General features: G+C 64.5%; 24 protein-coding genes. 12 read left to right on the top strand and 12 right to left on the bottom strand.

Going from position 1 to position 22,727, the window contains the following annotated elements:
* Window positions 1–146: 146 nt before the first annotated feature.
* The 6 genes from N3C64_RS10735 (at window position 147) to N3C64_RS10760 (ending at window position 4,030) form a co-directional block, all read left to right on the top strand.
* On the top strand, window positions 147–383 hold the full coding sequence (locus N3C64_RS10735; RefSeq protein WP_218630904.1) for a hypothetical protein: 237 nt from the start codon (window positions 147–149) through the stop codon (window positions 381–383).
* Window positions 384–456: 73 nt separating this feature from the next.
* Window positions 457–1,287 (top strand): SDR family NAD(P)-dependent oxidoreductase, encoded by an 831-nt coding sequence (locus tag N3C64_RS10740; protein ID WP_260014349.1) that lies wholly within the window; start codon window positions 457–459, stop codon window positions 1,285–1,287.
* A gap of 73 nt (window positions 1,288–1,360) precedes the next feature.
* Complete coding sequence (locus tag N3C64_RS10745; protein ID WP_218630906.1) at window positions 1,361–1,564, top strand: twin transmembrane helix small protein; 204 nt, start codon at window positions 1,361–1,363, stop codon at window positions 1,562–1,564.
* A gap of 16 nt (window positions 1,565–1,580) precedes the next feature.
* A complete protein-coding gene (locus tag N3C64_RS10750; protein ID WP_260014351.1) occupies window positions 1,581–2,153 on the top strand; it encodes a cob(I)yrinic acid a,c-diamide adenosyltransferase in 573 nt (190 codons plus the stop codon).
* A 210-nt stretch (window positions 2,154–2,363) separates the two neighbouring features.
* Window positions 2,364–3,122, top strand: coding sequence for an electron transfer flavoprotein subunit beta/FixA family protein (locus N3C64_RS10755; protein ID WP_218631619.1), 759 nt, complete (start codon window positions 2,364–2,366; stop codon window positions 3,120–3,122).
* Window positions 3,122–4,030 (top strand): electron transfer flavoprotein subunit alpha/FixB family protein, encoded by a 909-nt coding sequence (locus N3C64_RS10760; RefSeq protein ID WP_260014353.1) that lies wholly within the window; start codon window positions 3,122–3,124, stop codon window positions 4,028–4,030. Before N3C64_RS10755 ends, N3C64_RS10760 begins: the two co-directional genes overlap by 1 nt.
* A 52-nt stretch (window positions 4,031–4,082) precedes the next feature.
* Here the strand turns inward: N3C64_RS10760 and N3C64_RS10765 are convergent, their stop codons facing one another.
* The gene (locus tag N3C64_RS10765; RefSeq protein ID WP_260014354.1) at window positions 4,083–4,904 is read right to left on the bottom strand and encodes a DUF6473 family protein; all 822 of its coding nucleotides are present in this window, start codon (window positions 4,902–4,904) and stop codon (window positions 4,083–4,085) included.
* Between the two features lie 164 nt (window positions 4,905–5,068).
* On the opposite strand from N3C64_RS10765, the gene N3C64_RS10770 reads away from it, so the two are divergent.
* Complete coding sequence (locus tag N3C64_RS10770; protein WP_260014355.1) at window positions 5,069–5,944, top strand: 3-hydroxybutyryl-CoA dehydrogenase; 876 nt, start codon at window positions 5,069–5,071, stop codon at window positions 5,942–5,944.
* 66 nt (window positions 5,945–6,010) lie between these two features.
* Here the strand turns inward: N3C64_RS10770 and N3C64_RS10775 are convergent, their stop codons facing one another.
* From N3C64_RS10775 to N3C64_RS10800, 6 genes are read right to left on the bottom strand one after another with little or no spacing between them, the layout of a single operon-like run.
* A complete protein-coding gene (locus tag N3C64_RS10775) occupies window positions 6,011–6,280 on the bottom strand; it encodes an HPr family phosphocarrier protein (RefSeq protein WP_260014356.1) in 270 nt (89 codons plus the stop codon).
* Window positions 6,280–6,681, bottom strand: coding sequence for a PTS sugar transporter subunit IIA (locus tag N3C64_RS10780; RefSeq protein WP_218630505.1), 402 nt, complete (start codon window positions 6,679–6,681; stop codon window positions 6,280–6,282). Before N3C64_RS10780 ends, N3C64_RS10775 begins: the two co-directional genes overlap by 1 nt.
* Window positions 6,678–7,598, bottom strand: coding sequence for an RNase adapter RapZ (gene rapZ / locus N3C64_RS10785; RefSeq protein ID WP_260014357.1), 921 nt, complete (start codon window positions 7,596–7,598; stop codon window positions 6,678–6,680). The genes N3C64_RS10780 and rapZ overlap by 4 nt, the downstream gene beginning before the upstream one ends.
* Window positions 7,595–8,026, bottom strand: a complete 432-nt coding sequence (locus N3C64_RS10790; RefSeq protein WP_260014359.1) for an HPr kinase/phosphorylase — start codon at window positions 8,024–8,026, stop codon at window positions 7,595–7,597. The genes rapZ and N3C64_RS10790 overlap by 4 nt, the downstream gene beginning before the upstream one ends.
* Before the next feature lie 14 nt (window positions 8,027–8,040).
* Window positions 8,041–9,768, bottom strand: coding sequence for a sensor N-terminal transmembrane domain-containing protein (locus tag N3C64_RS10795; protein WP_260014360.1), 1,728 nt, complete (start codon window positions 9,766–9,768; stop codon window positions 8,041–8,043).
* On the bottom strand, window positions 9,765–10,466 hold the full coding sequence (locus tag N3C64_RS10800; protein ID WP_218630638.1) for a response regulator transcription factor: 702 nt from the start codon (window positions 10,464–10,466) through the stop codon (window positions 9,765–9,767). The genes N3C64_RS10795 and N3C64_RS10800 overlap by 4 nt, the downstream gene beginning before the upstream one ends.
* A 337-nt stretch (window positions 10,467–10,803) precedes the next feature.
* Here N3C64_RS10800 and N3C64_RS10805 point away from each other — a divergent pair, with 337 nt between their 5' ends.
* Window positions 10,804–12,402: a phosphoenolpyruvate carboxykinase gene (locus N3C64_RS10805; protein ID WP_260014361.1), complete on the top strand. Its 1,599-nt coding sequence runs from the start codon at window positions 10,804–10,806 to the stop codon at window positions 12,400–12,402.
* An 87-nt stretch (window positions 12,403–12,489) separates the two neighbouring features.
* Window positions 12,490–14,019: a phospholipase D-like domain-containing protein gene (locus N3C64_RS10810; RefSeq protein ID WP_260014362.1), complete on the top strand. Its 1,530-nt coding sequence runs from the start codon at window positions 12,490–12,492 to the stop codon at window positions 14,017–14,019.
* On the opposite strand, the gene rnr is transcribed toward N3C64_RS10810, so the two are convergent.
* The 3 genes from rnr to dapE form a co-directional block, all read right to left on the bottom strand.
* A complete protein-coding gene (gene rnr, locus N3C64_RS10815) occupies window positions 14,016–16,280 on the bottom strand; it encodes a ribonuclease R (RefSeq protein WP_260014363.1) in 2,265 nt (754 codons plus the stop codon). The genes N3C64_RS10810 and rnr overlap by 4 nt on opposite strands.
* Window positions 16,281–16,368: 88 nt before the next feature.
* Window positions 16,369–16,782, bottom strand: coding sequence for a GNAT family N-acetyltransferase (locus N3C64_RS10820; RefSeq protein WP_260014364.1), 414 nt, complete (start codon window positions 16,780–16,782; stop codon window positions 16,369–16,371).
* Window positions 16,779–17,918: a succinyl-diaminopimelate desuccinylase gene (gene dapE / locus N3C64_RS10825; RefSeq protein ID WP_260014365.1), complete on the bottom strand. Its 1,140-nt coding sequence runs from the start codon at window positions 17,916–17,918 to the stop codon at window positions 16,779–16,781. The genes N3C64_RS10820 and dapE overlap by 4 nt, the downstream gene beginning before the upstream one ends.
* 311 nt (window positions 17,919–18,229) lie before the next feature.
* Between dapE and N3C64_RS10830 the strand changes: the two genes are divergently transcribed.
* The 3 genes from N3C64_RS10830 (at window position 18,230) to N3C64_RS10840 (ending at window position 21,597) form a co-directional block, all read left to right on the top strand.
* Window positions 18,230–19,222 (top strand): Hint domain-containing protein, encoded by a 993-nt coding sequence (locus tag N3C64_RS10830; protein WP_260014367.1) that lies wholly within the window; start codon window positions 18,230–18,232, stop codon window positions 19,220–19,222.
* Window positions 19,223–19,336: 114 nt separating this feature from the next.
* Window positions 19,337–20,998: an acyl-CoA dehydrogenase family protein gene (locus tag N3C64_RS10835; RefSeq protein WP_260014370.1), complete on the top strand. Its 1,662-nt coding sequence runs from the start codon at window positions 19,337–19,339 to the stop codon at window positions 20,996–20,998.
* Between the two features lie 95 nt (window positions 20,999–21,093).
* The gene (locus N3C64_RS10840; protein ID WP_260014372.1) at window positions 21,094–21,597 is read left to right on the top strand and encodes a GNAT family N-acetyltransferase; all 504 of its coding nucleotides are present in this window, start codon (window positions 21,094–21,096) and stop codon (window positions 21,595–21,597) included.
* Here N3C64_RS10840 and recO read toward each other — a convergent pair.
* Both recO and N3C64_RS10850 read right to left on the bottom strand, forming a co-directional pair.
* Window positions 21,588–22,310 carry a DNA repair protein RecO gene (gene recO / locus N3C64_RS10845; RefSeq protein WP_218630517.1) on the bottom strand — a complete coding sequence of 241 codons (723 nt, stop codon included), beginning with the start codon at window positions 22,308–22,310 and terminating at the stop codon, window positions 21,588–21,590. The two genes, N3C64_RS10840 and recO, sit on opposite strands and share 10 nt — an antisense overlap.
* Before the next feature lie 81 nt (window positions 22,311–22,391).
* The gene (locus N3C64_RS10850) at window positions 22,392–22,727 is read right to left on the bottom strand and encodes a DUF1491 family protein (protein ID WP_260014374.1); all 336 of its coding nucleotides are present in this window, start codon (window positions 22,725–22,727) and stop codon (window positions 22,392–22,394) included.

A 22,727-nucleotide genomic window follows, 5' to 3' on the forward strand; every position in this document is an offset into this window, starting at 1 on the left:
TCCGTGTAAATCGGCCCCGCGCCCCGGTCCAGCCTCAAACGCGCAACCGCCTCGGGCTCACGGGGGAACTCGGGCCGCGTTTTCACATTATGCTGACAGCGCCATCGCGCGATCCTGCACCAACTCGCAAGATCACGGAGGTCGCGATGCTGAAACTGACCCTGACCACGCTGGCCGCCGTGTTCATCGTGCTTGCCGTCTGGGGCCAGCCCGACGAAGATCTTGCCGCCTCCCCCGGCTGCGGCGTGGCCTGCGCACAGTCGATCAACGAAAGCGCGCCCGACCCCAACAAAACCGGCGCGCTGATCGTGCCGATCGAATATGCGCCCACCCTGGGCCCCGAGGTTCTGCGCCCCGCCCCCGGAAAGCCCGCCAAACCCTGAACCACATTGAGCCGCTTCCATTCCCTCGGGAAGTCGGCCAAAACTGCCCCCGCACATCAATGCGGGGGCAGTCATGTCGAAAACCATCCTGATCACCGGCTGCTCGTCTGGCATCGGCTACGATGCGGCGCACGGGCTGAAGGCCGCAGGCTGGAAGGTCTTTGCCACTTGCCGCAAGGAAGATGATTGCGAGCGGCTGCGCAGCGAAGGGCTGATCTCGTTTCAACTTGATGTCGCCGACCCCGCCTCGATCGAAGCCGGTTTCAATGAGGCTCTTGCGCGCGGACGCGGGCGCCTTGACGCGCTTTACAACAACGCGGCCTTTGCCTGCCCCGGCGCGGTCGAAGACCTGCCCGCAGATGCACTGCGCGAGATCTTCGAGACCAATCTCTTCGGCCTGCACGACCTGACCGCCCGCGCCATCCAGGTGATGCGCGCGCAAGGCTCGGGGCGCATTCTGCAATGCTCTTCGGTTCTGGGCCTTGTGGGCATCCGCTGGCGCGGCGCCTATGTGGCGACGAAATTCGCCCTTGAAGGGCTGACCGACGTGCTGCGGCTTGAGATGCGCGACACACCCATCAAGATCATCACCATCAACCCCGGCCCAATCCCCTCGAAGATCCGCGTCAACTCGATCCCGCATTTCGAGCGTTGGGTCGACTGGCAGAACTCAGCCCGGCGCGAGCAGTATCAGGCGTCTCTTCTCAAGCGCCTTTACGAGCCCTCGGGCAAGAAAGACCGCTTCGAACTGCCTGCCTCCGCCGTCACCGCGGCAATTCTCGAGGCGCTCGAAGCGCCCAACCCGCGCTCGCATTACTATGTGACCAAGGCCACCCATGCCGCAGCCACGATCCGCCGCCTTGCCCCCGCGCGGCTGCGCGACTGGCTTCTGGCCCGCGCCTGAGTTTTTGTGTCGCATTTCCCGACACGCCCGTTAGTCTGACGCAGCGCCCCCGAGAGGCGCCTGGGAGATTTGAATGCGCGACGACATGTTCTTCATCATCGTTGCCTCCGCATGTCTGGCCGTTCTGGTGATCCTGATGATCGGAATCGGCGGCTTCGCGAAGGGCGGCGAGTTCAACCGCAAGCATGCCAACAAGCTGATGCGCCTGCGCATCGCGGCGCAGGCGGTTGCGATCGCGCTTATTCTGCTGTTTGTCTGGCTGCGCCAGAGCAGCTGATTGAAGGAGGCCGGCCATGGTCGTTCTGAACCGCATCTACACCAAGACCGGCGACGCGGGCGAAACCGCGCTGGTTAACGGCACCCGCGTGGCCAAACACTCGCCCCGCGTCTGCGCCTATGGCACGGTCGATGAGCTGAACTCGGTTCTGGGCCTGTGCCGCCTGCATGCAGAGGGCGAGGCCGACGCAGCCCTGGCCCGCATTCAGAATGACCTCTTCGACCTCGGCGCCGATCTTGCACGCCCCGAGATGGAGAAGGATGCCGAGGCGGGCTATCCCGTTCTGCGCATCGTCGAGCCGCAGGTCTCGCGGCTCGAAGCCGAGATCGACGCGATGATCGCCCGGCTCGAACCGCTGCGCAGCTTCATCCTTCCCGGCGGATCGGCGCTGGCGGCGCATCTGCACCACGCGCGCACCGTGGCACGCCGCGCCGAGCGCGATGCCGTCGCGCTTGCCTCGACCGAAGCGGTCAACGATTGGGCGGTGAAATACCTCAACCGCCTGTCCGACTGGTTCTTCTGTGCGGCTCGGATCGCCAATGAGGAGGGCCGCGCCGATGTGCTCTGGGTTCCCGGCGCCAACCGTTGACCCTCGACAGGGCCGAATCCATCCCGCCCGCCCCTCTTCGGCCGGGTAATCCGCACCGCTAGCGCAAACATCGTTTGCGACGTGACGTAGCGACACCGAAACGGGTCGATTTTACTCTGTCCCTCGACGCGCCCCTCTTGTAACAAAATTGCCGAGAGCTTGTTCAGCCGCCTGTTTTGGGCGGAATCAACAGTAGGGAGACGCACGCCCATGAAGGTATTGGTGCCTGTTAAGCGGGTGATTGACTACAACGTGAAGGTTCGCGTGAAGGCGGACGGGAGCGGTGTCGATCTTGCGAATGTGAAGATGTCGATGAACCCGTTTGACGAGATCGCGGTGGAAGAGGCGATCCGTCTGAAGGAGAAGGGCGCGGCGAGCGAGATCGTCGTGGTCTCGATCGGCGTGAAGCAGGCGCAAGAGACGCTGCGCACGGCGCTGGCGATGGGCGCGGACCGCGCGATCCTGGTTGTTGCCGCCGATGACGTGCATCAGGACATCGAGCCGCTGGCCGTGGCCAAGATCCTGGCCAAGGTTGTCGCGGAAGAGGCCCCGGGCCTGGTGATCGCGGGCAAGCAGGCGATCGACAACGACATGAACGCGACCGGCCAGATGCTGGCGGCGCTGCTCGGCTGGGGTCAGGCGACCTTCGCCTCGGAGATTGAGATTGCCGGCGACAGCGCGAAAGTGACGCGCGAGGTCGATGGCGGTCTGCAGACCATCTCGGTCAAGCTGCCGGCGATCGTGACCGCCGACCTGCGTCTGAACGAGCCGCGCTATGCCTCGCTGCCGAACATCATGAAGGCGAAGAAGAAGCCGCTCGATGAGAAGACCGCCGCCGATTACGGCGTCGACGTGACCCCGCGCCTGAGCGTCGTGAAGACGGCAGAGCCGGCGGGCCGTTCGGCTGGCATCAAGGTGGGCTCGGTCGACGAGCTGGTGGCGAAACTGAAAGATGCGGGGGTTCTGTGATGTCGGTTCTTCTGATTGCTGAGGTGAACAGCCTCGACGCGACCTCGAAGGCGCTGAGCGCGGCCAAGAAGATGGGCCCGGTGACGGTGCTCGTGGCCGGTGCGGGCGTGGATGCGGCACCGTTCGCGGCGCTCGACGGTGTGGCCAAGGTGCTGACCGCCGATGATGCAGCCTATGCGCATGGCCTGGCCGAGCCGCTGGCCGATCTGGTCGTCTCGCTCGCCGGTGGCGTCACCCATATCGTGGCGCCTGCCACGGCCGAGGCCAAGAACGTCCTGCCGCGCGTTGCGGCGCTCTTGGATGTGATGGTGATCTCGGATGTGGTCGGCGTGGTCGACGCAGACACTTTCGAGCGCCCGATCTACGCGGGCAACGCGATCCAGACGGTGAAATCCTCGGACAAGGTCAAGGTCGCCACGATCCGCGCGACGGCTTTCGAAGCCGCGGGCGCGGGTGGTTCGGCCCCGATCGAGGCCGCGGCAAGTGCCGGCGACAAGGGCCTGAGCTCTTGGGTCGAGGACAAGGTGGCGGCCTCGGATCGCCCGGAACTGACCTCGGCCAAGATCGTGGTCTCGGGTGGCCGTGGCGTGGGTTCCGAAGCCGACTTCGCGCTGATCACGGCGCTCGCCGACAAGCTCGGCGCTGCTGTCGGCGCAAGCCGCGCGGCGGTGGACTCTGGCTTTGCGCCGAACGACTGGCAGGTCGGCCAGACCGGCAAGGTCGTGGCGCCGGAACTGTACGTGGCCGTCGGCATCTCGGGCGCGATCCAGCACCTCGCGGGCATGAAGGACAGCAAGATCATCGTCGCCATCAACAAGGACGAAGAAGCCCCGATCTTCCAGGTCGCAGACTTCGGACTCGTCGCCGATTTGTTCACGGCTATCCCGGAACTGACCGGGAAGCTCTGATCGCGGGCGCTACCAACGCAAAGCCCCGCCAATGGCGGGGCTTTTTCTTATCTCAGAGCATCCGAGCGAGAACCGGCGTGATCGCCTCGGCGATCTCGCGATGAACGACGGGGCCGGGCATGGTGCTGGCCGCTAGCTCCTCCATCGGACCGAAGATCATCCCCGCAACCCCCGTGGTACGCGCCGCAACCGATGGCTGCACCTTCACCAGAACATCGGCGAAACCGCTGATCTGGGCGACAAGCCCTTCGTCGAGCAGCAGCGGCTCCGGCCCTAGCGGGTCATGGACCGACGGATCGCGATACTCTCCCAGCCAGAGCAGCACCTTGCGGCCGCCCATCCGCTCCAGAAACGATGACATGCGCGCAACCCATGCTGTGCGCAGTTCAGCCGTGATCGCGCCAAAACGCTCCGGCGCGCGCTCATGCAGCACGCTCAGCAGGTGGCGGGTAAAGTTGAATTCGGCGAAGTCGACCTCGGGGAAGAGGCTGCGCAGCTGGTTCGAGGCCTTCAGGAACCGATCGTTCCGCCGCGGATGGACCGAGTAGAAACGGTTCGACATGTTATGCGCGCCCATCAGCTGGATCACCGTCAGCTTGGCCCGGCGCGAGGCCCCCAGCACGGCGGGTTCGTTGAAGAACACATCGATCCCGGCGTTCAGATAGCCGAAGTTGATGACCGGCAGGCCCAGCTTGGCCTCGACCAGACTGGGCCAGGGGTTCTCGACGAACTTGCCATAGGTCTCGCCACCGCCGAAGGCCGCCAGATAGGGCTCTGTCAGGTCGCGCCTTGGACCCCGAAACAGCAGCTTCGAGGGGCCGTAGCGGCACGGAAAGTAATCAAGGGCACCTTCGCCCGGATATTCGAAAGCCATTTTCCCCACCCAAGTTTCGACTCACCCAAGGGCATGATCGCAGCCAACCCTTGCCAAAGGGCTAAGGGGAAAATGTCGCGCTTTTCCGCAGCAAAACCGGCTGATTGCGCTTGTGCTGCGGCGCAGCAAAGCTATCATTCTGCAACCGCAAACGAGAGGCGAAAATGGGTATTCAATCAGTCGGAATCGTCGGCGCAGGCCAGATGGGCAACGGGATCGCGCATGTCTTTGCCCAGTCGGGCTATGAGGTGCTGCTGAACGACATCGCACAGGAAGGCCTCGACCGGGCTATCGCGACGATCACCAAGAACCTCGACCGGCAGGTCTCGCGCGAGAAGATCACCGAGGCCAACAAGATCGCCGCCCTCAGCCGCATCAAGACCACGCTGACGCTGACCGACCTTGGCCAGACCGATCTTGTCATCGAGGCCGCGACCGAGCGCGAAGCCGTCAAGGACCAGATCTTTGCCGCCCTCCTACCGCATCTGAAACCCGAAACGATCCTGGCGACGAACACCTCGTCGATCTCGATCACGCGTCTTGCCTCGCGCACCGACCGCCCCGAGCGGTTCATCGGCCTGCACTTCATGAACCCCGTTCCGGTCATGAAACTGGTCGAGCTGATCCGTGGCATCGCGACCGATGACGAGACCTACAACATCATGCTGGCCGTGGTGCATTCGCTGAAGAAGACCACCGCCTCGGCCGAGGACTTTCCCGCCTTCATCGTGAACCGCATTCTGGTGCCGATGATCAACGAGGCGGTCTACACGCTTTACGAGGGCGTGGGGAACGTCGAGTCGATCGACCAGGCGATGAAGCTTGGCGCGAACCACCCGATGGGGCCGCTTGAGCTGGGCGATTTCATCGGTCTCGACACCTGTCTGGCGATCATGAACGTGCTGCATGACGGGCTCGCCGACACCAAGTATCGCCCCTGCCCGCTGCTGACGAAATATGTCGAGGCTGGCTGGCTTGGCCGCAAATCGGGCCGTGGCTTCTACGATTATCGTGGCGAAAAGCCCGTTCCGACGCGCTAAGCGATACTCGACAAACGACAAAGGCGCGCGATTTCGCGCGCCTTTTGCTTCTCCGCCCTGGCGGGCTTAGTTCTCTTCGCCGAACCGATCGGCGACCAGCGCCTCAAGCGCATCGGCCAGTTGCTCTGCCTCAAGCCCGTGGGTGGTGACCGCGATGGTGGTCCCCCGGGACGCCGCCAGCATCAGAAGCCCCATAATCGAATCGCCGGACACGCGCATCCCGTCTTTCTCGACCTCGGCACGCGCGTCGTGGGACTCCACCACCTCGACGAACCGCGCCGAGGCACGGGCGTGCAGCCCCTTTTCGTTGACGATCTTCAAGACCTTGGAAACCATTACTTCGCGTCTGTCCCGTATGCCGTATAGCTGTTGATATATTTGCGACCGGCATCAAGAGCCGCCTCGACCGCCGCGTGGACGCCGAGACTGCGCGATTTCGCAAGCTTGATCAACAGCGGCAGGTTGGCACCGTAGATGATTTCCCGCTCGCAGGCCTCACAGGCCAGAAGGCTGAGGTTCGAAGGCGAGCCGCCGAACATATCGGTGACCACGACAACACCGTCGCCCGCATCGACCGCATCGGCGGCCGCCCGGATCTCGGACTGCTTGGCGCTCCGGTCATGGTCGTCTTCGATGGTGATGGCGCGAATACCTTCTTGCGGGCCGACGACATGCTCGACCGCCGCGAGATACTCGCGTGCCAGACCACCATGTGCCACGATCACGATCCCGATCACGCGCCGCTAGCCTCTTTCACCCCGGGCAGAACCTGTGCCTGCCGCTCCAATTCCCTGTGTCGTTTAGACACATGCCACCCTGCTTCCGCAAGCATCTTGGCCATGCTTTCCGTTACGGCAACCGACCTGTGTTGCCCGCCGGTACACCCGAAGCCCACAGACAGGTGGCTCTTGCCCTCTTCAACATGGGCCGGAAGCAGGAAAAGCAAGAGTTCCCGCACCCGGCTCACGAATTCCTCATAACGCGGATCGGCCGCAACATGCCCGGCTACCGAGGCATCAAGACCGCTCAGCGGGCGCAGTTCCGGCACCCAATGCGGGTTGGCGAGGAACCGGCAGTCGAACATCATGTCAAGCCCGCGCGGCACGCCTCGCTTATAGCTGAACGAATGGACGGTCACCGCCAGCCGGTCGCGCTGCCCCATATCGAAGAGGCGTGCGATCTCGGCGCGACAATCGTGGATCGTCATGTCGGAGCTGTCGATCAGCACATCGGCGCGCGCGCGAATGGGGGCCAGCAGGTCGATTTCCTGCGCGATGCCGACCTCGGGCGCATCCCCGGGCGACAGCGGATGGCGGCGGCGGGTTTCGGAATAGCGCCGCAGCAGCACATCGGCCCGCGCATCCATGAAAAGGATCTCAAGCCGCACGGTCGGCGTGCGAGTCAACCGGTCGATCAGCTCGATCAGCGCGATGGCCGAGAACTCGCGGTTGCGCACGTCGATGCCAAGCGCCATGGGCTGCGAAAGCGCCCCGTCCAGCAAGCGCGGCACCAGGCTGAGCGGCAGGTTGTCGATGGTTTCGTAGCCAAGATCCTCGAGCGCCGCGATCGCGGTCGAGCGGCCTGCCCCGGATGGACCGGTCACCAGCACGACACGGCTGGCAGCCTCCCTCGTGGCCTTGCCCTCGTCACTCACGCGTGTCTCCCACCCTTCAGCCATTGCAGAACAGCGAGATCAAGATGACCATGTTGCACCCGCAGCACAAGAGGCAGAAACCTGTCTAAAAGGTTTGTTTCGCGCTTCGGCGGCAGTCTCTCGGTCTCGTCGCGCGACAGATCAACCACAAGGCGAATTCGGGCGGATGGGAGGGGCTGCGCGCGCAGAATCCCAACGCCCCGCGCCTCGATCAGGCCCGAGATCGACTCGGGCGCGCTCGCCACAACATCGGGCCCGTCCGTACGCAACGCGACGCGGTCATCCGCCACCAGATACGCGCCATAGGCCATCAGTTGCAGGGCAAGCGTCGATTTCCCCGCGCCCGAGGGGCCAAGGATCAGCACCCCGTTCAGGGCATCCAGTGCAACACAGCTGGCGTGGAGAATGGACTGCGCGGCGTCCTCCACCCGAACCCCCGGGGTCAGAGCGGCAAGCCGACGACGAAGCGCGCACCGAGCGGCTCCGAAGTGATATCGGCGTCGGTCGGGCGAATATTCTCGGCCCAGATCACGCCGCCATGCGCCTCGACAATCTGCTTCGAGATCGCAAGCCCAAGGCCCGAATGATCGCCGAACTGGCCAACCGGCCGCTGCGAATAGAATCGCTTGAAGACCTTGGTCAGCGCCTCATCGGGGATGCCGGGGCCGGTATCCTCGACGACCACCAGCACGCGATTGTCGCGGCGCCGCGCCCAGATGCGCACCGCATCGCCGTCTTCACAGAACGAGATCGCATTGCCGATCAGGTTGACGAAAACCTGCGCAAGGCGCCCTTCAAGGCCACTGATCACGATAGGATCGCGCGGCAGGTCGATGATGAAGTCGATCCCCTTCTCGGCCGCCTGTTCGCCCAGATGCTTGCCGACGCTGCCGACCATTTTCATCAGATCAAAGGACTGCTCCTCTTCCTTGACCAGTTCCGAATCGAGGCGCGAGGCATTGGAGATATCGCTGACGAGACGATCGAGACGGCGTACGTCGTGGTCGATCACGTCAAGCAGTTTGGTGCGCTGATCGTCGCGCTTGACCATGTGCAGCGAGGCCACCGCCGAGCGCAGACTGGCCAGCGGATTCTTGATCTCATGCGCAACGTCGGCGGCGAACTGTTCGTTCGCATCGATCCGGTCGTAAAGCGCAGCCACCATCCCGCGCAAGGCCGCCGAAAGACGTCCGAGTTCGTCGGGCCGCGCGGTCAGGTCGGGGATGCGCACGCGGGCGGGGCTCATCTTGCGCGCGCCGCGGTCGCTACCGATCTCAGCCGCAGCAGCCAGATCGGCAAGCGGGTTCGCAATCGTCGAGGCCAGAACGAGGCTCAGCCCGATCGAGACGATGATCGCCACGACGAACATTTGCAGCACTTGCTCGCGCTCGACCCGCACCAGCTCGTCGATCTCGCCGGCGGCCGAGGTGATCGCCAGCAGGCCCACCATCCGGTCATTCTGGTAAAGCCCTGTCGCGACAGAAAAAATCGTCGACCCCGCAGGATCGCGACTGGTCGAGATCTGGGTCTTGCCCGGCTCAACCTTGGGCACCAACGCCCCGAGCATCTTCTCGATGTCGAACGACTGGTTGGCACTTTGCGTCGGGCGCATCAGCCCCGTCAGCCAGTCCCATCCGCGATTGAGCAGATCGGTGATCAGCGTGGTACGCTTGTTCGGCTCAAGCCCCTCGACCGTTCCGCGGCTGGCCGTCGGCGCCGAGTCCGAAGAGATCAGCAGGTTGCCGCGCGTGTCGAACAGGTAAAGCTGCGTGCCCTCGGGCAGCTTGATCCCGGCCAATGTGTCGGCCAGGTCGATCCCGTCACCGGCCGCAAGGTTGACGGGCGCCTCTTTCGGCATCCGCGCCTCGAAGACGTCGGCGATCAGCCCGGCCTCGTTCACGATCGCGCTTTCGCGCTGGTAGACGAGGCTGTCGCGGAACGGGTTGAGATAGAGCACCCCGGCAACCATCATGACCATGGCCATGAGGTTGAAGGTGATGATCTTGCGCGCCAGAGGCGAACGGTTCAGCGAGACGACGCCGCGCTGCGCCCGCCCCATGGACAGGTCATCTTGGACGGTGCTTTCGGCACCGGTCCAATCCTCGCCGAGGACGACATCTGTATCACCGCCTCTGGCCTGGCCCAACCCTATCCGTCCCGAAATGCTCATTCTTCGTTGTAACGATAACCGATCCCGTAGAGCGTTTCGATAGCAGAGAAATCATCGTCGGCCGCCCGCATCTTCTTGCGCAGGCGCTTGATGTGGCTGTCGATGGTGCGGTCATCCACATAGACCTGATCGTCATAGGCGACGTCCATCAGCTGATCGCGCGATTTCACGAAACCCGGGCGCAGCGCCAGCGCCTGCAACAGCAGGAACTCGGTCACCGTCAGCGTGACTTCCTTGCCCTTCCAGCTGACCGAATGGCGCAGCGGATCCATGGTCAGATGGCCCCGCACGATGACCTTCGTATCCTCGGTCACGGCAACCTCGCCGGTGCTGATCGCCTCCTGCCGGCGCAGCAGCGCGCGGATGCGTTCGACCAACAGGCGTTGACTGAAAGGCTTCTTGACGTAGTCGTCGGCGCCCATGCGCAGACCCAGAACCTCGTCGATCTCATCGTCCTTCGAGGTCAGGAAGATCACCGGCATGGAGGACTTCTGCCGGATGCGCTGCAACAGCTCCATCCCGTCCATCCGCGGCATCTTGATATCCAGCACCGCCATATCCGGCAGACGCTTTCCAAAAGCCTCAAGCGCCGCCTGGCCATCGTTGAAAGTTTCGACCTCGTATCCTTCAGCCTCAAGCGTCATCGAAACGGAGGTAAGAATGTTGCGATCATCGTCGACGAGCGCGATCCTCGACATGCTCATGCCCTCTATCTGCCTATTCATTATACTTTGGAAACATTCTCTGCTTTCCGTTTCACGGAATCAACCGGCTTGTGCGAATCGGACACCCAAGCCGAATCATTCGTGACGAAAAATTCCTACGATTGACTAAATTGCCGCACCTCAGGTTCTTGGTTGCGCTAAAACGTCGATGGTTGCGCTAACTGCGTCAAACCGTTCTGTTCCTTCGCAGAACCGTCATGTTATAGGGGCCGCATTCGACGCGACCACTCGCGACGGATCGGTATCCCTTTTGGCCGGGGGTGCCGGGAGGAACCCAATGAACGCCGCGCGACGGCATCGGGAGCTACAGATGATCACTGGACGTGTGAACCCGGCGAAACGCCTGGAAGATCAAGGCATCACTGGTCTGGGCAATGTCTATTACAACCTGCTCGAGCCGGCGCTGATCGAAAGCGCGCTCAAGCGCGGCGAAGGCACGCTTGGCAAGGGTGGCGCTTTCTACTGCACGACCGGCGCCCACACGGGCCGTTCGCCCAAGGATAAGTTCGTTGTCCGCACCCCCGACGTCGAAGATACGATCTGGTGGGAAAACAACAAACCGATGGATTCCGCCAAGTTCGACACCCTCTATGCCGACATGCTGGAGCATATGAAGGGCAAGGATTACTACGTTCAGGACCTCTTCGGCGGCGCCGACGCCGAGCATCGTCTGGATGTGCGCGTCGTGACCGAACTGGCCTGGCACGGCCTCTTCATCCGCACCATGCTGCGCCGCCCCGAGCGCGCCGAACTCGACACTTTCGCGCCCGAGTTCACCATCATCAATTGCCCGTCGTTCAAGGCCAACCCGGAACGCCACGGCTGCCGTTCGGAAACGGTGATCGCGCTGAACTTCGACAAGAAGCTCATCCTGATCGCGAACACCGCCTATGCTGGCGAGAACAAGAAATCGGTCTTCACGCTGCTCAACTACATCCTGCCCGGCAAGGGCGTGATGGCGATGCACTGCTCGGCCAACCACGCGATCGGCAACCCCGACGACACCGCCGTGTTCTTCGGCCTGTCGGGCACCGGCAAGACCACGCTTTCGGCCGATCCGTCGCGCACGCTGATCGGTGACGACGAGCACGGCTGGTCGGAAAAGGGCACCTTCAACTTCGAAGGCGGCTGCTACGCGAAAACGATCAACCTGTCGAAAGAAGCCGAGCCGGAAATCTACGCGACCTGCTCGATGTTCGGCACCGTGGTCGAGAACATGGTCTTCGACGACGAAACCCTTGAGCTGGACTTCTTCGACAACTCGATCACCGACAACATGCGCTGCGCTTACCCGCTGCACTACATCTCGAACGCTTCGGAATCGGCGCTTGGCGGTCACCCGAAGAACGTGATCATGCTCACCTGCGACGCTTACGGCGTCCTGCCGCCGATCGCGCGTCTGACCCCGGCGCAGGCCATGTATCACTTCCTGTCGGGCTTCACCTCGAAGACCCCGGGCACCGAAGTGGGCGTGGTCGAGCCGACGCCGACCTTCTCGACCTGCTTCGGCGCGCCCTTCATGCCGCGCCGCCCCGAGGTTTACGGCAAGCTGCTGCAGGAAAAGATCAACACCTTCGGCGCGTCTTGCTGGCTGGTGAACACCGGTTGGACCGGTGGCGCCTTCGGCACCGGCAAACGTATGCCGATCAAGGCGACCCGCGCGCTGCTGACCGCCGCGCTCGACGGCTCGCTGAACGCTGTCGAGTTCCGCAAGGATCCGAACTTCGGCTTCGAGGTTCCGGTCTCGGTGCCGGGCGTCGACGCCACGCTGCTCAACCCGCGCGACACCTGGGCCGACAAGGCCGCCTTCGACGCGCAGGCCTCGAAATTGGTCAAGATGTTCTCGGACAACTTCGCGCAATACGTCCCCTATATCGACGAAGACGTGAAGGCCGCAGCCATCGGCTGATAAACTACGGACAGTGAACACTGACGGGGCCGGGATCATTCCCGGCCCCTTCGCGTTTCTGCCCGCAGGTGCCATAGTTCGCCTATGATGTCCGCGATCTTCATCGCTCTTTTCTGCGCCGCTGTGCTTGGCTGGTGGCTGACGCGCCTTCCGACGCGGGTGGCCGACGCGCCCGGCGCGCCGCCGCTTCCCTCGGGGCGGCTGGCCGCGCTTTGGCCCGATCTGGAAAGCACTGGCATCGCCCCGCTGCCCGAGGCGCTGGAGGCGTTCGCGGCCCGCCTTGCGCTTTGCGATGCCGCCCGTTCCGAAATCTGCGCGCAGTATTACCTGTGGCGCGGCGATCATTCCGGCACGCTCCTGTTCGAGGCGCTCTTGCGCGCGGCAGATCGCGGCGTGCGGGTGCGACTGCTGCTGGATGACAACGCAACCGCCGGGCTCGATGCGCGGCTGGCCTGCCTCGACGCCCATCCGAATATCGAGTTGCGCTTGTTCAACCCCTTCCCCCTGCGCTTCCCGCGCCTGCTCGGCTACCTGTTCGATTTCCCGCGCCTCAATCGCCGGATGCACAACAAGATGCTGATCGCCGACGGGGCCGCCGCGATTCTCGGCGGGCGCAACATCGGGGACGAGTATTTCAACGACCTGTCCTCGATCGGACTGTTCATGGATATGGATGTCTTCGTGGCGGGTCATGCGGTGCGCGCCGCGCAAGAGACTTTTGAGACCTACTGGGCCTCGGAGCCCGCATGGCCGGCCGAACGGCTTATCCGGCAGACGCCCCGTCGGGTGCGGAAAGGTCGCAACGCTCAGGAGAGGGCACTTCAGGCCGCACGGGGGACACGGTTTGCGGCCCTGCTCGCCGAAAGCCTATCGGCCGCCGATCTGGGCACCTCGGCACTGAGCTTGCACGAGGCCCCTGTCCGCCTGATCACCGACCCGCCCGAAAAGGTCCTAGGTCGCGCGCGCAAGCGACATCACCTGTTCCCATCGCTGCGCTTGGCCCTCGGGCGCCCGCAGGAGAGCTACGATCTGATCTCGCCCTATTTCGTGCCCCGACGACGCGACGCAAAGGAAATCCGCGCCATGGCGAAACGCGGCATTCGGGTGCGGGTGTTGACCAATTCGCTTTCGGCCTCTGATACGCCCATCGTGCATACCGGCTACGCCTGGCAGCGCCATGCACTGATCCGCGCTGGCGTCGGCATCTACGAATATTCCGGCGACGGAAAGGTGCAGTTGCGTCGCGGCCTGATCGTGCGCAATCGCCACGGCACCGCCCCGTTTACGCGCAACAAGCTTCATGCCAAGCTATTCTCGGTCGATCGCAAGCGTGTCTTCATTGGCACGTTCAACTTCGACCCCCGCTCGCTGTTTCTCAACACCGAGATGGGAGTGGTCGTGGAAGATCCCGCATGGGCCGAGGATCTGCACCGCACCTTCGATCGAACCGTGCCGGATCTTGCATGGCGAGTGGGGCTGCGGCGCGGGCATCTGATCTGGACCCGCCGGACCGAGGACGGCGGCGAGGAAACCATCCGCCACGAACCCGGCGCGCAATTGTGGCAGCGCGGGCTGATCGTTCTTCTTGCCTGGCTTCCGATCAAGGGCCTGCTTTAGGGTTTCTTGCGCGTGCGCTTGACCTTGCGGGCGATGCCGCGCTCCTTTGCCTTGATCGCGGCAACCTTGCGGCCCCGCCGGAAGGGCTTCTTGCCGCCCTTGCCGGGGCCGGGAAGGCTGGCGCCCTCCAGTTCCAGCAGCTCCAGCTCCAGCCCGCCGGTCATCGGGATCGCCTCGCGCAGGCGCACGAGCACCCGCTGGCCGATGCCGATCACCGTGCCGCTGTCGGCACCGGTCAATTGCTGCGCGTCACGGTCATAGTGGAAGAACTCGCGCCCGATCTCGCGCACCGGGATCAGGCCATCGGCGCCGGTTTCGTCGAGTTTCACGAAAGCGCCGAACTTCTGCACGCCCGAGATACGCCCGGTGAACTCGCTGCCCACGCGATCCGACAGATAGGCCGCCAGATAACGGTCGGTCGTGTCGCGCTCGGCCGCCATTGAGCGGCGCTCGGTCTCCGAGATTTGCTGCGCGGTCTCATCGAGGATCTCGATATCCTGCGCGCTCAGCCCATCCTTGCCCCAGCCGTGACCAAGGATCAACGCGCGATGCACGATCAGGTCGGAATAGCGCCGGATCGGCGAGGTGAAATGCGCGTAGGACCGCAACGCCAGCCCGAAATGCCCAAGGTTCTGCGGCGCATAATAGGCCTGCGTCATGGCCCGCAACGTCGAGATGTTCACCAACTCGTCGAACTCGGAGCCTTCGGCCTGCGCCAGAAGCCGATTGAGATGCGCGGTCTTCAGCACCTGCCCCTTGGCAAGGTTGAAGCCCGATGCCTGCGCAACCTCGCGCAGCGCCTCGATCTTTTCGGGGGAGGGTTCTTCGTGCACGCGGTAAAGCAGCGGGCGGCGCAGCCGTTCGAGTTCCTCGGCGGCGGCAACATTGGCCAGCACCATGAATTCCTCGATCAGCTTATGCGCGTCGAGACGCTCCTTGAAGCGCACCGAGGCGACCTTGCCAGCCTCGTCGATGACGATCTGGCGCTCGGGCAGATCAAGATCAAGCGGTTGGCGTGCCGCGCGGGCGCGCACCAGCGCGTTGTAGCATTCATAAAGCGGTGCGATGACCTCATCGACAAGGGGCGCGGTCTTTTCGTCCGGGCGCCCTTCGCGTGCGGCCTGCACCTGCGCGTATTCGAGCGAGCCGACCGAGCGGATCATGCCGCGCGTGAAGCGATGGCTGAGCTTGTGGCCCGCGCTGTCGATCTTCATGCGCACGGCCAGAACCGCGCGCGGAACGTGTTCGTGCAGCGAGCAAAGATCGCCCGAGAGCCGGTCGGGCAGCATGGGCACGACGCGGTCGGGGAAATAGGTCGAATTGCCGCGCTTGCGCGCCTCGCGGTCCAGCGCCGAGCCGGGGCGGACGTAATGCGCAACATCCGCGATGGCAACCCAGAGGATATGGCCGCCCTCGTTATTGGGGTCATCGTCGGGCATCGCAAGACAGGCGTCATCGCGGTCACGCGCATCGGCCGGGTCGATGGTGAGGAAGGGCAGCTCGCTCAGATCCTCGCGTCCCTCCAGGTCGGCGGGGCGCGCGGCATCGACCTCGGCGATCACGGCATCGGGGAAGTCGTCGGGGATGCCATGCTGGTGGATCGCGATCAGTGAAACGGCGCGCGGCGCGGTCGGGTCACCCAGGCGCTCGATCACGCGGGCACGCGGCAGGCCCATGCGGCCGCGCGGGCCGATCTGCTCGGCCTCGACCAACTCGCCGTCGCGGGCGTCCTGCGTGGCGCCGGCCCCCACGACCCATTCCTTTTGCTCGCCCTTGTCGATGGGCACGATGCGCCCGCCCTCGGCGCCCTTGCGGAAGATGCCGACGACGCGGTGTTGGGCCTCGCCGACCTTGCGGATCAGGCGGGCCTCATAGTCATAGCCCTGCCCCGAGACCTCGGAGATGCGGGCGAGAATGCGTTCGCCCGCCGCCAGCGCCGGGTCGCCCGATTTGGCGATGAACAGGATGACCGGCTCGGGGCCTTCGCCTTCCCATTCGATGGCGCGCGCCCAGAGATCGCCGGAACTGTCGGCCGGGCGGATTTCGAGCACCGAGACGGGCGGCAGCTTGGCGCTGTCGTGGTAGGACTTGCGGCGGCGTTCGAGCAGCCCCTCGTCGGTCATCTCGCGCAGGATGCGTTTGAGTTCGATCTTGGCAGCGCCCTTGATCCCGAAGGCTTTGGCGATGTCACGTTTCGCACCGGCGCCGGGGTGGTCGGCAAGCCATGCGAGGATCTGTTCTTTGGTGGGCAACTGGTTCATGGCTTTGCCTATCATGGGCCTGTGCGGGCGTCACGCGCGAAGCGGGGCGCTGCCCCGCACCCCGGGATATTTCCGCCACATTGAAGATTCAGAGGCGTCTCGACATGTCCCGGTGCGGGATGCCCGCATCGTCATAGATGGGACCGAAGGCCGCAAATCCAAGCTTTTCGTAGAAGGGCAGCGCATGGGATTGCGAGCCAAGCTGCGCCGCGGTGCAGCCGCGGTCTTTCAGGTGCTGGCAGGCTGCCCGGATGAGCGCCGCACCAAGACCCGTTCCGCGCGCTTCGGGCAATACGCAGACCCGGCCGATCTTGCCCGTCTCGTCCTTGATGAAAAGCCGCGCGGTGCCGACCGGGCGATCCTCCACGAGAGCCAGAAGGTGGATCGCGTTGTCATCGAGATCGTCGATCTCGAGTTCCTCCGGGACGCCCTGCTCCTCGATGAAGACTGTGCGGCGCAGTGCGTGGCAGGCCGCGAGGTCTTCGGTCACGACGATCTTCATGCGAAATAGTCCCGCAGGCAGCGCATATAGATCGCCTTGAGCTGGGTGATCTGAGCGATCTCGATGCGCTCATCGACCTGGTGCATGGTCTGGCCGACGAGGCCGAATTCGAGCACCGGGCAGTGATCCTTGACGAAGCGCGCATCCGAGGTGCCGCCCGAGGTCGAAAGCTCGGGCTTGAGGCCGGTCTCGGCCTCGACGGCGCGGGCGACCAGTTCGACGAAGAGGCCGGGCGGGGTGAGGAAGCTTTCCCCTGAAATCTCGGTACGAATGCTCAGTCGCACGCCGGTTTCGGCCTCGACAAGGCGCGCGAGCCCCTCGCCCCATTGGGTCAGCGAAGCGCCGGAGTGGGAGTCGTTGAAGCGGATGTTGACCGTTGCACGGGCCTTGGCGGGGATCACGTTATTGGCCGGATTGCCGCAGTCGATGGTGGTGATCTGGAGCGTCGAGGCATCGAAATGCTCGGTGCCGCTGTCGAGCGGGTTCGCTGTCATGCGGTGCAACAGGTCCACCAGTGCGTGCAACGGGTTCTTGGCGCGATGCGGATAGGCGGAGTGGCCCTGCACGCCCTCGGCCTCGATATAGAAGGTCATCGAGCCGCGGCGGCCGATCTTCATCATCTCGCCCATCGTGTTCGGGCAGGTCGGTTCGCCGACAAGGCAGACCGACATGGCCTCGCCCTCAGTGGCCATCCAGTCCAGAAGGGCGCGGGTGCCGTCATGGCCCACGCCCTCTTCGTCGCCGGTGATGGTCAGCACGATGGCGCCTTCGGGCGGCGTCTGCAGCACGAAATCGATGGCGGCGGCGACGAAAGCCGCGACGCCCGATTTCATGTCGGTCGCGCCGCGCCCCCAGAGCACGCCGTCGTGGATCTCACCGCCGAAGGGATCGTGCGTCCATGCTGCGGCGTCGCCCACCGGCACCACATCGGTATGGCCATTGAAGCCGAAGGTCTTCGCCCCTTTCTCGCCCCAACGGGCAAAGAGGTTGGGGATACCGTTGCGATCGACGCGGGTGCAGGCGAAACCCGCCGTGCCAAGAACGCCCTCAAGCAGTTGCAGCGCGCCGCCCTCGAACGGCGTGACCGAGGGGCAGCGGATCAGATCCGCAGTAAGTTTGACGGGATCGAGCGACATGGCGGGCTCCTTGTTCGAGTTGTCCAAGGCTTAGCTGCGGGCGCGGACAAGCACAACGCCCAGCAATCCGATAACCGCGCACAGATCGGGCTTTCATTCGCGCCGAACTGCGGCATACTGGAGGCATATAAAAACTAGCCCCGAGGCAGGGCGACACGAGCAGGGCAACGTCCCTCCCCTAGACCAGACCGCCACCCCTCAAGGGTCGGCGGCGCGCGTGTTTTCTGCCATCGGCGCGCAAGAGGCACGAGGCAGTCATGCAGGCACATGCGGGTTGGATTGCGGCGCATCTCCCGGGACGGGGGCGGATCATGTTTGACCAGCACCCCCTGCCGGTTTCGGTTGTGCGCGGCAGCTTGATGGTCGAGTTCGCGCTGATCCCCGGCGAGGCCGAGATCCTGCCTCTGGCCCATGTCACCGGACGCGGGGCGCAGGCGCGGTTCTTCTCGCTCGGTTTCACGGCGGATGGACAGGTCTCGGTGATGCAGCGGCAGGGCATGGCGTTTCACGCGCTCTCTCTGGATGCTAGCGACGCATTGGCCTGTGGCGGGCCGATGCGCCTGATCTGGCGTTGGGACGTGGCGGCGGGCGAAAGCGTTCTGGCGCTTGAGTCGCTGACGGATAGCTCCCTGCGCCACCGCGTCGGGGGCCTGCCGCTTGCCATGCCGCGCGAGGATCTTCTGGCGCTGGCCGCTGGAACCGGCACAGCGCGGGTCGGGCCTCGGGTCGAATGGCTGGCCTTTGGCGATCATCGGCACCCGCTTGGGCCCGCGGGCGCACTGGCGCCGTTGACGCAAATCGCCACGCCGCAGGGCTGGCGCGCGGTTGGCGCACTACGCCCGGGCGATCTGCTCGAGACCGCCGATCACGGCGTCCAGCCGGTGCTGTGGTCGGGTCGGGTGCCACTGCCCGCGCTTGGCCATCTACGCCCCGTGCGGCTCTGTGCGCCACATTTCGGCTCCGCCAACGATCTTTGGGTCGCGCCGCACCAGCGCATCGCCCTGCCCGGCGCGGGTGGCGCGCTGACCGAGGCACGCGATCTGGTCGATGGCCTTCACGCCATCCAGCCCGACCGCCCGAATGTGCTGAACTGGCACGGGATCTTGCTGGACCAGCCCGCGCTGCTGATCGCCGAGGGCTGCCTTGTCCAAAGCCTCGACATCGGGCGCTTGCGCCGCCAGCCCGCGCTGGCCGCCCTGAGCGCAATGTCCGACACGGCCTTGCCCGAACACGTGGGCGCCGAGCGGCCGATGCTGACGCGCGAGCAGGCTTTGCAGGCACTTGGCGCTCGGAAAGCTGCCTGACGGCACACTTTGCGCGCGACACATTCGGTCACATTTTGCCGCTGATACGAATTTTTATTGCGCTGCAACTGCAAAACCCCTAAGCACTATGCAACCGCAGAAAGGAACCGATTCATGGCGCATGATGGGGCTGACATGACCAATATCCATATGACCGACCTGCTGGCGCTGACCGAGGCCACGCTGCCCGAAATCGCCAAGATCACCGCCGATGCGACCGACGCGCTGCGCGCCCTCGTGACCCGCGACGGCAAGGTCTCGGGCGCCGCGCTTGAAGAAAACCAGTTTGCCGCACACGCCCTGTCGTGGCTGGCCACCTACAACCAGTCGCTGATCCAGCTGCGCGGTTGGGCCGGTCGCATCGCCGAGGACGGTAAGTTCGGCGCCATGGAAAGCCTGATCCTGCAAATCGGCTTTGGCGAATATCTCGCGCAGATCTCGGGCGGCATTCCGATGAGCCAGGGCGAGGTTGCGCGCCTTGCCGATCTGGGCGTCAGCTGGACCCCGGGCCCCGAGGCCGCCAAGCTGATCGCCGAGGGCAACAGCCCCGCCGCGCGCCAGGCGCTGGTCGCCATGATGCGCGACAATCAGGGCCGTGCGCTCTTTGGCACCTCGGGCCTAGACGAAGACCTCGAGATGATCCGCGATCAGTTCCACCGCTATGCCGAGGAGCGCGTGATCCCCTTCGCGCACGAGTGGCACCTGAAGGACGAGCTGATCCCGATGGACACCATCAACGAACTTGCCGAACTGGGCGTGTTCGGCCTGACCATCCCCGAGGAATACGGCGGGCTTGGCCTGTCCAAGGCCTCGATGGTCGTGGTGACCGAAGAGCTTTCGCGCGGCTATATCGGCGTGGGCTCGCTTGGCACGCGCTCGGAAATCGCGGCCGAGCTGATCCTTTGCGGCGGCACCGAGGAGCAGAAGGCGAAATGGCTGCCTGGCCTTGCCTCGGGCGAGATCCTCTCGACCGCCGTCTTCACCGAGCCGAACACCGGCTCGGATCTGGGCTCGCTGCGCACCCGCGCGGTGAAGGACGGCGATGACTGGGTCGTGACCGGCAACAAGACCTGGATCACCCATGCGCAGCGCACCCATGTGATGACGCTGCTGGCCCGCACCGACCCGAACACCACCGACTATCGCGGCCTGTCGATGTTCCTGGCCGAGAAGACCCCGGGCACCGACGAAAACCCCTTCCCGACCCCGGGCATGACCGGCGGCGAGATCGAGGTTCTGGGCTATCGCGGCATGAAGGAATACGAGCTTGGCTTCGACGGCTTCCGCGTGAAGGGTGAGAACCTTCTGGGCGGCGAGGAAGGCAAGGGCTTCAAGCAGCTGATGGAAACCTTCGAGAGCGCTCGCATCCAGACCGCCGCGCGCGCCGTGGGCGTCGCCCAATCGGCCTGCGAGATCGGCATGCAATACGCCATCGACCGCAAGCAGTTCGGCAAGTCGCTGATCGAGTTCCCGCGCGTCGGCGGTAAGCTTGCCATGATGGCTGTCGAGATCATGATCGCCCGCCAGCTGACCTATTTCTCGGCCTGGGAAAAGGATCACGGTCACCGCTGCGACCTTGAGGCCGGCATGGCCAAGCTGCTTGGCGCCCGCGTGGCATGGGCCGCTGCGGACAACGCGCTGCAAATCCACGGCGGCAACGGTTTCGCGCTGGAATACGCGATCTCGCGCATCCTGTGCGACGCGCGCATCCTCAACATCTTCGAGGGCGCGGCTGAAATTCAGGCGCAGGTCATCGCCCGCCGTCTCCTGGGCTGAGCCTGCAATAATCGAGCAGTCGACGGGGCCTTCGGGCCCCGTTTTGCATTGCGCCTGTCACACATTTGAGCACTGTAGCGGCAAAGGAGCCCGCCATGATCCGCAACGCCACGCCCGCCGACGCCCCCGCCATCGCCGCGATCTACAATGATGCCGTGTGCAACACGACCGCGATCTGGAACGAGATTGAGGTCGATGCGGCGAACCGGGTCGATTGGATGCAGGCGCGTCAGGCGGCGGGGCTGCCCGTGCTCGTGCTAGAAGAGGCGGGCGAGGTCATCGGCTATGCCAGCTACGGCCCGTTTCGCGCCTTCGACGGTTTTCGCGGCACGGTCGAGCATTCGGTCTATATCCGCACGGATTTGCGTGGCGGCGGGCGCGGGCGCGCGCTGCTGGAGGGGCTGATCGAACATGCCCGCGCCGATGGGTATCACGTCATGGTCGGCGCGATCGAGGCGGGAAATGCAGGTTCGATGGCACTGCACAGCAAGCTCGGCTTTACGCATGTCGGGACGATGCCGCAGGTCGGGCAGAAATTCGGGCGCTGGCTGGATCTCGCGCTGCTGCAACTGGTGCTGGACAGGCGCGCTCAGCCCTGACGGGCAAGCGCATCGATCAGACGGTTACGGGCCTCGGGCAGTGCGCGGCGGCTGTGTTCGGCGGCGAAAAGATCGAGAAAATGGCCGGTCAGCTTTAGCCCCTGGACGATTTCGGCAACAGTCGCGGGGCCTTGGCCGAGCAAGCATTGCGGCAGGGGGAGGAGGCGCGGCGCCCAGTCTCCGGCGGCCTGACGCGCGACCGCGCGGCCCGTGCGCGGGCTGACATAGGCGAGATCCTCGCGCCCGCCGGTAAGGGCGCATCGGCTGAGGTCGAGCCCGAAGCCGAGTTCCTCGAGCAGCGCCATTTCCCACTGCAGGTAATCGACGGGCCAGCCCTCATGCGCGAGGCCGATCACGTCGAAAAGCGGTTCGGTCGCAGCATAAAGGCGCGGATGTGGTTCGCGTTCGGGCAGCGCGAAGCCAAGCATGGCGCAGACCGCGTTGAGCCCCATCAGCGCCAGCCGATCAGACATCGCGCCCGCGCGGGAGCGAAGCGGTTCGATCGTGAAACTGCCCAGATGATCTTCAAGCCGCGCGCGCCAGCCAAGCGACACATGGTGGCCCGGTTGCAGCGTGGCCGCCATCTTGCGCGACGCGCCGCCCCGCACGACGCCCGCGTGGCGGCCATGCTCAGCCGTGAAAACCTCGACAATCGCCGAGGTCTCGCCATGCGGGCGGGTGGAAAGAATGGTGCCGCGGTCGTGCCAGTCCATGCCGGTCTCGGGTGGGAGAGGCGGGGGGCTGTCTGCCCCCCGGTCCCCCCGAAGGTATTTCAGCCAAGAAGAAAGGGAAAGTCAGTCGCTCAGCCCGTCCTGCTCGAGCAGGGTCGCACCATCGCGGCTCTCGATCTCGATCACCCAAAGGTCGGGGTCGAAGCTGCGCTGTTTGCGGATTGAGGCGTCGACTTCGGGCTCGGGCCCTTCGGTCAGGGGTACCCATTTGCGCGCGCCGGTCGCAAGATCGAAGCTGCGTTGCCAGAGCGTGGCCTGACCGTCGAGTGTCGCGCATTTGACCATGACGGAGCCCGCATCGGGCTGGCCGCGTGCCGCGAGATAGGCCGGGATATGGGCGAGTTCGAGGCGTTTGAGATAGGCCCGGACCCAGAGCTCCGAGGTCAGGCGGGCCTGCAT

The organism is Sedimentimonas flavescens (genome assembly GCF_025154035.1).
Lineage (GTDB): Bacteria > Pseudomonadota > Alphaproteobacteria > Rhodobacterales > Rhodobacteraceae > Rhodobacter > Rhodobacter flavescens.